Source organism: Mycobacterium sp. NGS17 (assembly GCF_059813205.1).
Genome location: NZ_JCALED010000002.1, coordinates 102,093 through 116,905, shown reverse-complemented (window position 1 = coordinate 116,905; position 14,813 = coordinate 102,093). Strand labels below are relative to the sequence as shown.

Sequence of the window (14,813 nt, the reverse complement as noted above, 5' to 3'; positions counted from 1 at the left end):
GCCGAGCGTGCACCCAGGGCGGAAAATTCGCCGAATCGTCGCCGTGAGTGCACGTTCGGCGGACGAGGCCGCCTATGTAGCCTCCAAACACATGACCCTCAACCTGTCCGTCGACGAAGTCCTCACCACCACCCGCTCGGTCCGCAAACGCCTCGACTTCGACAAGCCGGTCGGCCGTGACGTGCTGATGGAATGCCTGGAATTGGCGCTGCAGGCGCCGACCGGCTCCAATTCGCAGGGCTGGCAATGGGTGTTCGTCGAGGACGCGGACAAGAAGAAGGCGATCGCCGACGTCTACCTGAAGAACGCGCGGGCCTACCTCGCGTCGCCCGCTCCCGACTACGGCGAGGGGGACACCCGGGGGGAGCGGATGGACAAGGTCCGCGACTCCGCGACCTACCTCGCCGAGCACATGCACCAGGCGCCGGTGCTGATGATCCCCTGCATCTTCGGCCGAGAGGAGAAGCAGCCGCTGGGCGGCGTCTCGTTCTGGGCGTCGCTGTTTCCGGCGGTGTGGAGCTTCTGCTTGGCGCTGCGGTCTCGGGGATTAGGCTCCTGCTGGACGACGCTGCACCTGCTCGGTGGCGGTGAACAGCAGGTCGCGGACGTGCTCGGTATCCCGCACGACAAGTACAGCCAGGGCGGGCTGTTTCCCATCGCCTACACCAAGGGCACCGACTTCCGCCCGGCCAAGCGGCTGCCCGCCGAACAGCTCACGCACTGGAATGCCTGGTGATCACACCGCGCCGGCGTAGCCGTGCTGCCGCCAGGCTTCGTAGACGGCGATCGCCGCGGCGTTGGACAGGTTCAGCGAGCGCCGGCCCGCCAGCATCGGGATGCGCACCTGCGCCGTGATGTGCGGGTCGGCCAGCGTCGCGGCGTCCAGCCCGGTGGGTTCGGGGCCGAACATCAGCACGTCGCCGGCCCGGTAGCGCACGTCGGCGAACGAGGTCGGCGCGTGCGAGGTGAACGCGAACACCCGCTGCGGTGACAGCGCCGCCCAGGCGGCAGCCAGCGACGCGTGCACGGTGACCGAGGCGAGGTCGTGGTAGTCCAGGCCCGCCCGGCGCAGCTTGGGTTCGGACAGGTCGAATCCCATCGGCTCGACCAGGTGCAACTCGCAGCCCGTCGCCGCCACCGTCCGAATGGCGTTGCCGGTATTGGGCGGGATCCGCGGCGAGTGAAACATCAGCTTGAACACAACGGAATAATGGTCGCATGGTCGAGCCGAGCATCTGGATGCAGAAGGTCGCTGCCGATCCGGGGCATTCGCAGTGGTACATCGAGCGTTTCCGTGCCATGGCGCGCGCCGGCGACGACCTGGCCGGCGAGGCCCGCTTCGTGGACGCCATGGCGCCGCGCGCAGCGCGGATTCTCGACGCCGGCTGCGGTCCCGGGCGCCTGGGCGGGTATCTGGCCAAGGCCGGTCACGACGTGGTCGGTGTGGACGTGGACCCGGCGCTGATCGAGGCGGCCGAACAGGACTACCCCGGCCCGCGCTGGCTGGTCGGCGACCTCGCCGAACTGGACCTGCCTGCGCGCGGCATCGCCGAACCTTTCGATGTCATCGTGTCCGCCGGCAACGTCATGACGTTCCTCGCCCCGAGCACCCGGGTCCAGGTGCTGAGCCGGCTACGGGCCCACGTCGCCGGCGACGGCCGCGCGGCGATCGGCTTCGGTGCCTACCGCGAATACGAGTTCGCCGACTTTCTCAACGACGCGGCCGACGCCGGCTTCGCCCCCGATCTGCTGCTGTCGACGTGGGACATGCGGCCGTTCACCGACGACTCCGATTTCCTCGTTGCGCTCCTTCGGCCCGCCTAGGCCGTCGCGCTCGGAGTGTTTGCCAGGGGCGGCCGCGCGGGTGCGGCGCCACCTTGGAGGGGCCTGTCTGCTCAGTAACGATTCTGGTGGCATGCGCCGCGGGCTGTCATACTCGTCGGATTGCCACACCTACACGCACACGCGTATTTGGCGCGGGGCGGGCCAAATAAAGCAGGAAGTTTCATGAGCCTCTCGTTTCCTTCAGCGCTCAGTGTCAGCGCAGCGGCCGCTCGCGCGGCCGCGATGACATGACCATGTTCACCCGCCCGGCAAACCCGGCCGAGGCGGAAGGCGTAGAGCCCGCACCCAACCGCGGCGCCGGGGCCGCGCCGGCCAAACGCCCGCCGACCTGGTCGTTGAGCAACTGGCCGGTGCGCTGGAAGGTGCTGGCGATCGTGCTGGTCCCGCTGGTGTTGGCGACGGTGTTCGGGGCGCTGCGCATTCACGGCGCGATGGCCAACGCCGCCGGCCTGCGGCTGGCGGCCAGCCGCGCCGACGTGGTGCCGGTGATCACCAAGTACATGTCGGCGCTCGACGTCGCGCTGGTGGCCAGTTCCACCGGACGCGACCTCGAGGGCGCCAAGAAGAACTACGAGGCGCGCAAGTACGAATTGCAGGCCAGGCTCGACGAGACCAACGTCAGCGCCGACGTCAGCTCAGGAATCAGCAACCTGCTCGACGGCGGTCAGATGCTGGTGAACAAGGCGGCCGACCCCAGCCTCGGTTTGCGGGAGCGGGTGACGCTCTACGCGCCGATCCTGTTGACGGCCGAAGACGTCATCAACGCCTCGGTCCGCGTCGACGACGAAAAGATCCGCGCCCAGGCGCAGGGCCTGAGCCGGGCCGTCGGCGCCCGCGGGCAGATGACGATGCAGAAAATCCTGATCACCCGCGGGGCCGAGCTTCCCGAGCCGCAGTTGCGGACGTCGATGATCACCCTGGCGGGCACCGAGCCGTCGACGCTGTTCGGCATGAGCGAAGTGCTCGGCGCCGGGTCGCCCGAGGCCAAGACGCTGCAACAGCAGATGGTGAGCCGGATGGCGATCATGTCCGATCCGGCCAGCGTGCTGGTCGACAACGCCGATCTGCTGCGTTCGATCCAGACCACCGACGACATCGCCGATGAGGTCATCAAGGATTCCACGGGGTCGGTGACCAGGTCGGTGCACGCCCAGGCCGCCGAGCGTCGCTCGGCCGCGATCACCGACGCCGTCCTGGTGCTGGCCGCGATCGTGATCGCGCTGGTGGTCGTGCTGCTGGTGGCGCGCGCGCTGGTGCGGCCGCTGCGCATCCTGCGCGACGGCGCCCTCAAAGTCGCCCACACCGATCTCGAAGAGGAGATCGCGAGCGTGAAAGCCGGTGGGGCAGAACCGGTTCCGAGCCCACTGCCGGTGTACACCACCGAGGAGATCGGCCAGGTCGCGCACGCGGTCGACGAGTTGCACACCCAGGCCCTGCTGCTGGCCGGAGACGAGGCGCGGTTGCGGCTGCTGGTCAACGACATGTTCGAGACCATGTCGCGGCGCAACCGCACGCTGGTGGACCAGCAGCTGGCGCTCATCGACCGGCTGGAGCGCAACGAGGAGAATCCCGACCGCCTCGACAGCCTGTTCCGGCTCGACCACCTGGCGGCACGGCTGCGCCGCAACAGCGCCAACCTGCTGGTGCTGGCGGGCGCACAGCTCGCCCGCGACCAGCGCGACCCGGTGCCGCTGGCCACGGTCATCAACGCCGCGGTGTCCGAGGTCGAGGATTACCGCCGGGTCGAACTCGCCGGGATGCCCGACTGTGCGCTGGTCGGCGCGGCCGCCGGTGGTGCCATCCATCTGTTCGCCGAGCTGATCGACAACGCCCTGCGCTACTCGCCGCCGACGACCTCGGCCCGGGTCTCGGCGGCGCGCGGCGGCGACGGCGGAGTCGTGGTGCGGATCGCCGACGCCGGCCTGGGGATGAACGACGCCGACCGGCGCATGGCGAACATGCGACTGCAGGCCGGCGGCGACGTCAGTCCCGACAACGCCCGGCACATGGGTCTCTTCGTGGTCGGCCGGATCGCGGCCCGGCACGGCATTCGGGTGGGGCTGCGCGGCCCCGCGGCCAACGAATCGGGGTCGGGTACCACCGCCGAGATCTACCTGCCGCCGACGGTGCTCGCCGGCCTGGCGGTCGCCGAGGCGGCGCCGCCCCGCCACATCCGCGCGGTCTCCTCGCCGAGCGCAAAGCCGGCCAGAGCGAACGCCGCCGCGACGGATGACACCGGACGGGACGACGGCCCGCAGGAGCCGGCGGCGCGCACCGCCCCGGACGCGTCCGGGCCGTCGGTCACCTTGCTGCCGCGCCGCAACCCGGGTTCCAGCGGCATCACCGAAGTTCCCGCCCCGCCCGCCGAACCGCAGCCCGGCCGCCAACGTCGCGAGCTGGCGACCCCCTGGTGGGAGAAGACGCCGAAACCGACGCCCACGCCGGCTCCCGAGCCGGAACCCAAGCCGGCGCCGGTGCAGCCGGCCCGGGCGGCGTCGGACACCTCGGCGTTCTTCTCCGCCCGCTCCCGGGAGGCCGACAGTCGCACGGAGTCCCGGCCAGACCAGCCGGCGCGACCGGACCCGGTCTCGTCCCTCCCGTCGGCGCCGAAGGCCCAGGCGAGTCCCGCCGCCGACGACGTCATCTACCGGCGGATGCTGTCGGAGATGCTGGGCGACCCACACGACCTGGTCAACAGCCCCGACCTGGATTGGCAGTCCGTCTGGGACCGCGGCTGGACGCTGGCGGCCGCGGCCGACGAGAAACCCGTCGAGGCGCACACCACCGACCACGGCCTGCCGGTGCGCACGCCGGGCGCCCGGCTGGTGCCCGGGAACGCCAACGGCGCCGAACAAGACGAGCCGGCCGAGCCCGACGAGGGCGTGAACGGCCGGTCGCACCGGGAGCCGCAGCACGCGGCCACCGGTCCCTTCGCCCGGGACCCCGAGGCGGTTCGCGCCTCGTTCAGCAGCCATTTCGGTGGCGTACGCACCGGACGCTCGCACGCCCGTGAGACCGACCAAGGATCCGACCAACGATGACGTCATCGGACAACTCCCTGGACTGGCTGGTGACCAGGTTCGCCCGCGAAGTCCCCGGCGTCGCGCACGCGTTGCTGGTATCCGTCGACGGGCTGCCCATCGCCGCCAGCGAGCATCTCCCGCGGGAACGCGCCGACCAGCTCGCGGCCGTCGCCTCCGGGCTGGCCAGCCTGGCCACCGGCGCCGCGCAGCTGTTCGAGGGCGGGCAAGTGCTGCAGTCGGTGGTCGAAATGCAGAACGGCTACCTGCTGCTGATGCGCGTCGGGGACGGCTCGCACCTGGCGACGCTCGCGGTGGCGTCGTGCGACATCGGTCAGATCGGCTACGAGATGGCGGTGCTGGTCGAGCGGGTGGGCGGCGTCGTCCAATCGACCCGCCGGTCGGCCGTGCAGCAGCACTCGTGAGCCCCGATGGATAGTTCGGAGACCTGGCCGGCGCACCGCAAGGGGAACCTGGTCCGTCCGTACACCTTGACGTCGGGGCGCACCGACACCAACGTCGACCTTCCCCTCGAGGCGCCGATCGAATCGCTGCAGCCCGGGCTGGCGCACCGGTGGCCGCCCAACGACCCGCGAGGCAGAATCATCCAACTGTGCGTCGACAGCCCGTCGGTCGCCGAAATCTCGGCCCGGCTGGATCTTCCGCTAGGTGTCGCGCGCGTCTTGGTCGGCGATCTGGTGCTGTCCGGCTACGTTCGAGTGCACAAGACGTTGTCGGAGCGTTCGACCAGAGATGAGCGCCACGAACTCATAGGGAGGACACTGCGTGGCTTACGCGCACTCTGAGGCGCAGCGCGATGCCGGCGCCCACGCGTCGACGAAGATCGTGATCGCCGGCGGATTCGGCGCCGGCAAGACCACCTTCGTCGGGGCCGTGTCGGAGATCATGCCGCTGCGCACCGAGGCGATGCTCACCGACGCCTCGACCGGCGTCGACGCGCTCGAGGCCACGCCCGACAAACGGACCACCACCGTCGCAATGGATTTCGGCCGCATCACGCTGGCCGAAGACCTGGTGCTCTATCTGTTCGGCACGCCGGGGCAGCGCCGCTTCTGGTTCATGTGGGACGACCTGGTGCGCGGCGCGATCGGCGCGGTGGTGCTGGTCGACTGCCGCCGCCTGCAGGACAGCTTCGCCGCCGTCGATTTCTTCGAGCACCGCAACCTGCCGTTCCTCGTCGCGGTCAACGAGTTCGACGGCGCTCCGCGCTACCCGGTCGCGGAAGTGCGCGAGGCGCTGACCCTGCCGACGCACATCCCGGTGATCACCGTCGACGCCAGGGATCGCCGGTCGGCGACCGACGCCCTGATCGCGGTCAGCGAATACGCCCTGGCCAGCCTGTCGGCCAATTGACCACGCGGCGCAGACCACGCGGCGCAGCGCTCAGCGGGTGAGCCGGATGCGCCAGCGCACCAGCGCGGCGTAGCCGACGGTGAGCACCGCGAGCATGCCCATGTCGAACAGCCAGGCCGCCGCCGTGTGCTCGAAGTGGCTGTCCCGCGGGCTTTGCGGCCCGGGCGACACGGTCCACAGGTCTACCGTCGCCCCCTGCGCGGCATAGCCCCACCGCGAGGGCGCCAGCCAGGACAGCTGGTCGAGGAAGATCCGGTGGGTGACCGGCACCATGCCGCCGCAGAGCACCATCTGCATCATCAGCGACACCACCAGCAGGGGCATGATCTGCTCGCCCGAGCGGGCCAGCGCCGAGAGCAGCAGACCCAGCATCGCCGCGGCCACACAGGTCGCCGCGACCCCGGTGAACAGCTCGAAAGTGGCATTACCGAGCAGCACCGCCGGGCGCGTCGGCGGCCCCTTGCCCAGCACCACGATGGCCGTGGCGATGGCCGCCTGAAGGACGGCGAACGTGCAGAACACCGCGACCTTGGCCAGCAGGTAGGCGGTGCTCGACAGGCCGACGGCCTGTTCGCGCCGGAAGATCGGCCGCTCGCCGATGAGGTCGCGGATGGTCAGCGCGGTGCCCATGAACACGGCCGCCATGGTGAGCAGCGTCAGGATCATCCCGGCTTCGCCTGCCGACTCGCTCACCGGATCGGCATAACCGAAACCGACGCTGCCGGGAACGGTCAGCGAGAGCGCGCCCATGACGAACGGCAGCACCGCCAGGAACAGGAAGTAGGCACGGTCCGAGACCACCAGCCGGACCTGGCGGCGGGCGATCGTGGAGAACTGGTGGCGCTTACTGGTGTGCGGGGGAACGCCCAGCTCGGCCGGCGCCTCGGTCTGGGTGGGCGGCGGGGGTCTGTTCTGGGCCAGGAAGCGGCGGTTGGCCTCGTCGGGGTCGGCGCCCACCTTGGCGAAGATGTGCGCCCAGTTGGTGGTCCCCATGGCCGCGCCGATCTGGCCGGGCGGGCCGAGGTACGCCGTCTTGCCGCCCGGCGCCATCAGCAGCACCTGGTCGCAGACGTCGAGGTAAGTCAGCGAGTGGGTGACCACCAGCACCACGCGGCCGGCGTCGGCGAGCTGTCGCAGCATGGTCATGACCTGCAGGTCCAGCGCCGGGTCCAGGCCGGAGGTCGGTTCGTCGAGGATCAGCAGCGACGGCCCGGTCAGCAGTTCGAGCGCCACCGACGCGCGTTTGCGCTGGCCCCCGGAGAGCTTGTCGACCCGGGTGTCCGCGTGCTCGGTCAGGCCCAGCTCGTCGAGGACCTGGGCGACGACCTGCGCGCGATCGGCCTTGCTGGTGTCGGGCGGCAGGCGCAACTCAGCGGCGTAGCCGAGCGCCTGGCTGACGGTGAGCTGGCGGTGCACGACGTCGTCCTGGGGAACCATCCCGATCCTGGTGCGCAGCGAGGCGTACTCGGAGTGGATGTCGTGCCCCTCGAAGGTCACCGAGCCCGATGACGGCGTGGCATACCCGGCGATCAGCCGCGACAGCGTGGTCTTGCCCGCGCCCGAACCGCCGATCAGCGCGGTCAGCGTGCCCGGCCGGGCGACCAGCGAGATCCGCTCGAGCAGGCTCTTGCCGCCGACGCCGAAGTTGACCTCGCGCACCTCCAGGCCGCCGGCTCGCGTCGCCGCCTCCTGGCGGCGCACCAACATGCCGTCGTGGAACACCAGGTCGACGTTGCCGATCGTCACCACGTCGCCGTCGGACAGCGCCGCCGACCCGACCTTGACGCCGTTGACGAAGGTGCCATTGCTGCTGTTCGCGTCGCGGATCTCGGCGCCCGTCGGGGTGGGGTTCAAGAAGGCGTGATGGCGGGAGGCCAGCACGTCGTGCACGACGATGTCGTTGTTGAGCGCGCGCCCGATCCAGGCGGAGCGGCCGGCCGCCGGCCGGCGCTCGGCTTCACCCCCCGGGACGCTGACCCAGGTGGTGGGGAACTCCCCGGCGTCGCTCCTGCCGGTGGGTGGGTTCGGTGCGGCGGGATGCGACCCGGACTGCGGTACGGCGCGGGTCGCGGCCTCCGGCGGGGCGATCGGGACGGCCGGCCTGCGCTGAGTGTCTCGTCGTGGGAAGGGGCGCGACGGCGGCGAGGCGGGCGGTCGTGGCGGAGGCGCGGGCGGCCGGGCCGGCCCGGCCGCGGGTCGCGGTCCCGTGGGTTGTGCCCGCGGGGGCGCCGGGGCGCCGGGCTGGGCGGCGATGATCGCGATCGACTTCGTGGTCGGCGGGAGCAGGCCGACGTTGCCCATCCCCACTTCGAAGGTGATCCGCGGACCGTCGGGCTTGCCGATGTTGATCGTCTGGCCGTCGTGGATGTCGATGACCGGCACCCGCTGGCCGTCCAGGTAGACCCCGTTGAGCGAGTTGTTGTCGACCGCCAGCCACCGCCCCTGATCGAAGCGCAGCAGCACGTGCGCGCGGGCGATCAGCGGGTGCGCCATGCGCAGGTCGGCGCGCAGGTCGCTGCCCACCACCACGTCGCGGCCGGCGGCGAAACTTCCCTCGGAGCGGTCAGACCGAGCCGTCAGCACGGGCTGCTCAGGTCGAGTCATCACATCCAGGTTGCAAGTCGCGGTTGGGACGCCGGCCTAGCGTTTCAGCCGGATATGCCAGCGGACGAAGCCGGTGTAACCGATCGACAGGGCCGCGAGCATGAACATGTCGAACACGAAGATGTGTTTCGAGTGCTGCCAGATCGGGTCGTTGGTCGGGATCTGCTTGACCTTCACCAGCGACGGGAAGTCGATCGAGGACGCTCCCGCCGCGTAGCCCCACCGGGCGGGCGTCAGCCACGCCATCTGCTCGAGCCCGACGCGCTGATACACCGGAATCATGCCGCTGGAGAACACCAGCTGCGACATGATCGACACCACCAGCAGCGGCATGATCTGCTCGTTGGATTGCGCCAGCGCCGAAAGCAGCAGCCCGAGCATGGCCGACGCAATGCAGGTGCCGGCCACGGTGACGAACAGCGAGAAGGTGGAGTTGCCGAAGAACTGGGGATGCGCCGTCGGCGCGCCCTTACCCAGCCGCACGATGATGGTCGCGATCGCCGCCTGGGCGGTCGCGAAGACGCAGAACACCGCGATCTTGGCCAGCAGATAGGCGGTCGTGGACAGGCCGACGGCCTGTTCGCGCCGGAAGATCGGCCGCTCGCCGATCAGGTCGCGGATGGTCAGCGCGGTGCCCATGAACACGGCGCCGATGTTCAACAGCACCATGATGTACTGCGGCTGCGTCGGCGCCGGCCCCATCGGGTCGGCCGGGCCGAGGCCCGGGTGCGGGCCCTTCACCGTCAGCGACAGCGCGCCGATGAGGAACGGCAGGACCGCCAGGAAGATCGTGTAACCGCGGTCGGAGACGACGAGGCGAACCTGGCGCCGGGCGATCGTGGACAGCTGCCGGAACAGGTTGGTCTGCGGTGGTTCGCCCAGGTCCGCCGGACTCTGCGGGGACGGTGGTTTCGACGACTGCTGGTTGCGCTCCTTGAACCGGCGGTTCGCCTCGTCCGGGTCCGCGCCCACCTTGGCGAAGATGTCGGCCCAGTTGCGCGTCCCCATGGCGGATTCCACCTGGTCGGGCGGCCCGCAGAACGCGGTCTTGCCACCGGGCGCGACGAGCAGGATCTGGTCGCACACGTCCAGATACGACACCGAGTGGGTCACCACCAGGACGGTGCGGCCCGCGTCGGCGAGCTGGCGCAGCATCAGCATCACCTGACGGTCCAGCGCCGGGTCCAGGCCCGACGTCGGCTCGTCCAGCAGCAGCAGCGACGGCTGGGTGAGCAGCTCGAGAGCGACCGAGGCACGCTTGCGCTGACCGCCGGAGAGCTTGTCGACCCGGGTGTCGGCGTGCTGGGTCATGTCGAGTTCCTCGAGCACCTGCGCGACGACGCGGGCCCGTTCCTCTTTGCTGGTGTCGGGCGGCAGGCGGAGTTCGGCCGCGTAGTTGAGGGCCTGGTTGACCGTGAGCTGGCGGTGCACGACGTCGTCCTGCGGGACCATGCCGATCCTGCTGCGCATGGACGCGTACTCGGTGTGGATGTCGTGGCCCTCGAAGGTCACATTGCCCGAGGTGGGGCTGGTGTAGCCGACGATCAGCCGCGACAGGGTGGTCTTGCCGGCGCCCGACCCGCCGATGATGGCGGTCAGCGTCCCGGGCCGGGCCGTCAGCGAGATGTGGTCCAGCAGCTGCTTGCCGTGGTCGACGGTGTAGCAGACGGAGTTGACCTCCAGCCCGCCGGTACGGGTCGCCGCCTCGGTGCGCCGGACCAGGCTGTCGCCGGTGAACACCAGGTCGACGTTGCCGATGGTGACCACGTCGCCCTCGGTGAGCACCGCCGAACCGACCCGGACGCCGTTGACGAAGGTCCCGTTCACGCTGTGCGCGTCGCGGATCTCGGTGCCCAGCGGCGTCTGGATCAAGAAGGCGTGGTGGCGCGACGCCAGAACGTCCTGGATGACGATGTCGTTGTCGGTGGCCCGGCCGATGGTTTGCGACCCGGCGGGCTGCGCAGCCGAGTCGGAGCGCGACGGCAGCAGCGCCTGGAACATCTTGGTCGCCAGGTTCGCCACCTCGGGTGGCTTGGCGGAGGCGGGGGCCATGTGGGTCGGCGGGCTCCCCGAGCCCACGGCGGGCATCTGCGCGATGGGCGGGGCGTTGCGCGTCGGGGGCGGCGCAGCAGGCGGGCGTCCACCGCCGCCCCCGTACATGGTGTGACCCGGCGGGACTTGCCGCGGCACGGGCGCGGGCTGCGGCCGCCGCGGCGGCGCCGCCCAATTGGGCGTGCGCCCGGGCGGCGGCGGAGGCGGTGGGGCGGCGGTGGGCGGCGCCGGTTGCCCCGGCCACGCCGCGGCCTGCGGCGGTGCCGCCGCCACCGGGATGTTCATCGATTCGGTGCGGGGCGGACGCCCGGCCATGCCCTGGTGACGGCCGACGTCGAACGTCAGCAGCGGTCCGTCCGGGTTGCCGATGTTCAGGTTCTGGCCGTCGTGGATCTCGACCACCGGCACCCGTCGGCCGTTGACGAAAGTGCCGTTGAGCGAACCGTTGTCGATGGCCAGCCACTTGCCCTGATCGAAACGCAGCAGCAGATGGGCGCGCGAAATCAACGGGTGGGTGATACGCATGTCCGCTCGCAGATCGCGCCCGACTACTACATCGTGGCCCGCTGCGAAGGTGCGTTCCGATCCTTCGTGATGGACGGTTAGCGCTGGCGGGGCTGGTGCTGACATCGCCACAACTGTAGCTTGCAGCCCTGTGGTTTACCCGTGAGCGTCGGGCGCGCCGGTCACCACGCAGTGCGTTCGGGTGTAGATCGTGGGCATGCACCGGTTGCAGTGCGTGCACGCCGAATGCACCTGGTGCCGGGCGCCATCAGCGGCGATTCGATTGATCAGATCCGGCTCGGCCAACAGAGCCCTGGCCATCGCGACGAAATCGAATCCCTCCGCCATCGCCAGGTCCATCGTCTCCCGGTTGGTGATTCCGCCGAGCAGGATCAGCGGCATCTTCAACTCGTTGCGGAACAGCTTGGCGTCGCGCAATAGATAGGCCTCGCGGTAGGGGTATTCGCGCAGGAACTTCTTGCCCGTCATGCGCATGCCCCAGCGCAGCGGCGGTTTGAACGCGCCGGCGAACTCCTTGAGCGGCGCGTCGCCGCGGAACAGGTACATCGGGTTGACCAGCGAGCTGCCCGCGGTGAGTTCGATCGCGTCCAGCCCGCCGTCCTCCTCCAGCCACTTGGCGGTGGCCAGCGATTCCTCGGTGCTGATGCCGCCGCGAACGCCATCGGCCATGTTCAGTTTGGCGGTGACCGCGATGGGCGTGCCCTCCTTCTCCACCGCACGCCGAACGGCCATCACCATGCCGCGGGCGACCTTGGCCCGGTTCTGCAGCGACCCGCCGAACTCGTCGTCGCGCCGGTTGATCAGGGGGGACAGGAATGAACTCGCCAGGTAGTTGTGGCCCAGGTGGATTTCGACGGCGTCGAAGCCGGCCTCGATGGCCAGCCGCGCGGCGTTGGCGTGCCCTTCGATGACCTCGTCGATGTCCTCGCGGGTCGCCTTCTTGGCGAACCGCATCCCGATCGGGTTGAAGAACCGGACCGGCGCCAGGGCCTTCGCCTTGTTGGACTTGGCGTTGGCCACCGGGCCGGCGTGGCCGATCTGCGCGCTGACCGCGGCGCCCTCGGCGTGGATCGCGTCGGTGAGCCGCCGGAAGCCGGGCACGGCCTCCGGCCGCATCCAGATGCCGTTGCCCTCGGTGCGGCCGCCGGGGGAGACGGCGCAGTACGCGACGGTCGTCATGCCGACCCCACCGGCGGCAGGCAGCCGGTGGTACTCGATGAGGTCGTCGGTCACCAGCGCCTCGGGTGTGCGCGCCTCGAAGGTGGCGGACTTGATGGTGCGGTTGCGCAGCGTAATCGGACCGAGCTTCGCGGGGCTGAACACGTCCGGAGGGGTAGACATACCGGGAGCCTAATGGCGATCGCAAGCGCGGCGGAGCCGGGCGCGGCGGGTCGCCATCATTGGGCACCATGGCGATCGCAAGCGCGGCGGAGCCGGGCGCGGCGGGTCGCCATCATCGAGGTCTGCCAGACTGTCACCGTGGGAGCAATCACGCTGGACGGCAAGGCCACCCGCGACGAGATCTTCGTCGACCTCAAGCAGCGCGTGACGGCATTGGCCGCATCGGGTCGCACCCCCGGGCTGGGCACCATCCTGGTGGGCGATGACCCCGGCTCGCAGGCGTACGTCCGGGGCAAGCACGCCGATTGCGCGAAGGTGGGCATCACCTCGATTCGCCGTGACCTGCCCGCCGACATCAGCACCGCGACGCTCAACGAGACCATCGACGAACTCAACGCCAACCCCGACTGCACCGGGTACATCGTGCAGTTGCCGCTGCCCAAGCATCTCGACGAGAACGCGGCGCTGGAGCGGGTCGACCCGGATAAGGACGCCGACGGCCTGCACCCGACCAACCTGGGCCGGCTGGTGCTCAACAACCCGGCCCCGCTGCCGTGCACCCCGCGCGGCATCGTGCACCTGTTGCGTCGCTACGACGTGGAGATCGCCGGGGCGCACGTGGTCGTCATCGGCCGCGGTGTCACCGTCGGGCGCCCGCTGGGGCTGCTGCTGACCCGCCGCTCCGAGAACGCCACGGTGACCTTGTGCCACACCAAGACTCGTGACCTGCCTGCGTTGACCAGGCAGGCCGACATCATCGTCGCGGCCGTGGGGGTGCCGCACATGGTGACCGACGACATGGTGCGTCCCGGCGCCGCGGTGCTCGACGTCGGCGTCAGCCGCGTGGACGGCAAGCTTGTCGGCGACGTGCATCCCGACGTGTGGGACGTGGCCGGCCACGTGTCGCCGAACCCGGGCGGCGTGGGTCCGCTGACCCGTGCGTTCCTGCTGACCAACGTCGTCGAGCTGGCCGAGCGGCAATGACCGCGCGCACCCTGCTGCGGGCCCAATGGCCAATTGTGTTGGTGGGCATGATCTTTGCGGTAGCGCTGGCCCTGGTCGGGGCCAGTTTCTGGCGTCGTGGTTCGCTGCTGATCGGTATCGGTGTGGCGGTGGCGGCGCTGTTGCGGCTGGTGTTGTCCGAGGACCGGGCCGGCCTTCTGGTGGTGCGCGGCAAGGGAATCGACTTCATCACCACCGCGACGGTCGGGGCGGCGATGTTCTACATCGCGTGGACCATCGACCCGCTGGGCACCCGCTAGAACCTCGGCAGCGCCGGAGCCTGCCCGGGTATCGCGGGCAGTTGGCCCGCCATTCCCGGGTATTGGCCTGGCAGTGCGGGTACCTGCCCGGGCAGGCCCGGGACCTGGCCGGCCATTCCCGGGATTTGCCCTGGCATTCCCGGGATCTGGCCCGGCATTCCCGGCATTCCCGGCGGCATGGCGGCGGACAGGTTGCCGCTGGCGATGTTTGCCATCTCCTCGGGGCAGTACGTCTGGATCGCGATCTGGGTGAACATCCGCGCCATCATGGGCGACATGCCCCTACCGGCGACGCTGGACGCGGCCGCGGCGAAATTGCCACCCGGTTGCGAGAGCATCGGGCAGATCGATTCGCCGACGGACATCGCGTTTCCGGGCTCCCCGAAGTCGATGCCGGCGTGGTTGAGCGCGTCGATGAAGTCGTCACCGTTGCCCTCCGCTTCGGCCGGCGCCGCGAACGCCGAGGCCACGGTGAGCAGTCCGGCGGCAGCGGCCAGCAGGCGGATGGTGAAGGGCTGGCGACGAAAAAGCCAGACCCACCGATGAGTTCGTGCAAGTGCCTTCACGCCAGCCTCCCCGTCCGCCAATGGAGTGCGTCAGCGGCACTCGAACCACGTATGGAACTCTGAGCCATGACTGTCACGTTTGCGACACGGTGGGATAAAGGTTCGCACAATAAGCGTTTCGTGAGGCCACGACGCCCGCCACATCGGTTATTACCCAGCTCGATTGCGCAAGGCCGGGCGGTCAATCGACACCACACTGTGATCTGGACGCGGGCGGCTCGAAC

Annotated in this window: 13 protein-coding genes; 8 read left to right on the top strand and 5 right to left on the bottom strand. The window is 70.0% G+C overall.

The features are described 5' to 3' along the window. The first annotated feature begins 91 nt into the window (after nt 1-91). Complete coding sequence (locus tag AC5Y7E_RS04630; protein WP_499920764.1) at nt 92-736, top strand: nitroreductase family protein; 645 nt, start codon at nt 92-94, stop codon at nt 734-736. Here AC5Y7E_RS04630 and AC5Y7E_RS04625 read toward each other — a convergent pair whose 3' ends face one another. Next, the gene (locus tag AC5Y7E_RS04625; protein ID WP_499920513.1) at nt 737-1,201 is read right to left on the bottom strand and encodes a tRNA (cytidine(34)-2'-O)-methyltransferase; all 465 of its coding nucleotides are present in this window, start codon (nt 1,199-1,201) and stop codon (nt 737-739) included. Between the two features lie 17 nt (nt 1,202-1,218). On the opposite strand from AC5Y7E_RS04625, the gene AC5Y7E_RS04620 reads away from it, so the two are divergent. The 5 genes from AC5Y7E_RS04620 (at nt 1,219) to AC5Y7E_RS04600 (ending at nt 6,239) form a co-directional block, all read left to right on the top strand. Next, the gene (locus AC5Y7E_RS04620; protein ID WP_499920511.1) at nt 1,219-1,824 is read left to right on the top strand and encodes a class I SAM-dependent methyltransferase; all 606 of its coding nucleotides are present in this window, start codon (nt 1,219-1,221) and stop codon (nt 1,822-1,824) included. A gap of 248 nt (nt 1,825-2,072) precedes the next feature. Then, the gene (locus AC5Y7E_RS04615) at nt 2,073-4,886 is read left to right on the top strand and encodes a sensor histidine kinase (protein WP_499947676.1); all 2,814 of its coding nucleotides are present in this window, start codon (nt 2,073-2,075) and stop codon (nt 4,884-4,886) included. Beyond that, nucleotides 4,883-5,290: a serine protease inhibitor gene (locus AC5Y7E_RS04610; protein ID WP_065057133.1), complete on the top strand. Its 408-nt coding sequence runs from the start codon at nt 4,883-4,885 to the stop codon at nt 5,288-5,290. The genes AC5Y7E_RS04615 and AC5Y7E_RS04610 overlap by 4 nt, the downstream gene beginning before the upstream one ends. A gap of 6 nt (nt 5,291-5,296) precedes the next feature. Then, nucleotides 5,297-5,671, top strand: coding sequence for a DUF742 domain-containing protein (locus AC5Y7E_RS04605; protein WP_499920507.1), 375 nt, complete (start codon nt 5,297-5,299; stop codon nt 5,669-5,671). Beyond that, complete coding sequence (locus AC5Y7E_RS04600; RefSeq protein WP_499920505.1) at nt 5,652-6,239, top strand: GTP-binding protein; 588 nt, start codon at nt 5,652-5,654, stop codon at nt 6,237-6,239. Before AC5Y7E_RS04605 ends, AC5Y7E_RS04600 begins: the two co-directional genes overlap by 20 nt. A gap of 30 nt (nt 6,240-6,269) precedes the next feature. On the opposite strand, the gene AC5Y7E_RS04595 is transcribed toward AC5Y7E_RS04600, so the two are convergent. From AC5Y7E_RS04595 to AC5Y7E_RS04585, 3 genes are read right to left on the bottom strand one after another with little or no spacing between them, the layout of a single operon-like run. Then, nucleotides 6,270-8,843 carry an ATP-binding cassette domain-containing protein gene (locus tag AC5Y7E_RS04595; RefSeq protein ID WP_499947673.1) on the bottom strand — a complete coding sequence of 858 codons (2,574 nt, stop codon included), beginning with the start codon at nt 8,841-8,843 and terminating at the stop codon, nt 6,270-6,272. A gap of 36 nt (nt 8,844-8,879) precedes the next feature. Then, nucleotides 8,880-11,525, bottom strand: coding sequence for an ATP-binding cassette domain-containing protein (locus AC5Y7E_RS04590; RefSeq protein ID WP_499947671.1), 2,646 nt, complete (start codon nt 11,523-11,525; stop codon nt 8,880-8,882). Between the two features lie 30 nt (nt 11,526-11,555). After that, nucleotides 11,556-12,761, bottom strand: a complete 1,206-nt coding sequence (locus tag AC5Y7E_RS04585) for an NADH:flavin oxidoreductase (RefSeq protein ID WP_499920500.1) — start codon at nt 12,759-12,761, stop codon at nt 11,556-11,558. Nucleotides 12,762-12,899: 138 nt separating this feature from the next. On the opposite strand from AC5Y7E_RS04585, the gene AC5Y7E_RS04580 reads away from it, so the two are divergent. Both AC5Y7E_RS04580 and AC5Y7E_RS04575 read left to right on the top strand, forming a co-directional pair. Beyond that, nucleotides 12,900-13,745 carry a bifunctional methylenetetrahydrofolate dehydrogenase/methenyltetrahydrofolate cyclohydrolase gene (locus AC5Y7E_RS04580; RefSeq protein ID WP_499920498.1) on the top strand — a complete coding sequence of 282 codons (846 nt, stop codon included), beginning with the start codon at nt 12,900-12,902 and terminating at the stop codon, nt 13,743-13,745. Next, nucleotides 13,742-14,023 carry a DUF3017 domain-containing protein gene (locus tag AC5Y7E_RS04575; RefSeq protein ID WP_499920496.1) on the top strand — a complete coding sequence of 94 codons (282 nt, stop codon included), beginning with the start codon at nt 13,742-13,744 and terminating at the stop codon, nt 14,021-14,023. Before AC5Y7E_RS04580 ends, AC5Y7E_RS04575 begins: the two co-directional genes overlap by 4 nt. On the opposite strand, the gene AC5Y7E_RS04570 is transcribed toward AC5Y7E_RS04575, so the two are convergent. After that, nucleotides 14,020-14,589, bottom strand: a complete 570-nt coding sequence (locus AC5Y7E_RS04570) for a DUF732 domain-containing protein (RefSeq protein WP_499920494.1) — start codon at nt 14,587-14,589, stop codon at nt 14,020-14,022. The two genes, AC5Y7E_RS04575 and AC5Y7E_RS04570, sit on opposite strands and share 4 nt — an antisense overlap. Nucleotides 14,590-14,813: the final 224 nt, after the last annotated feature.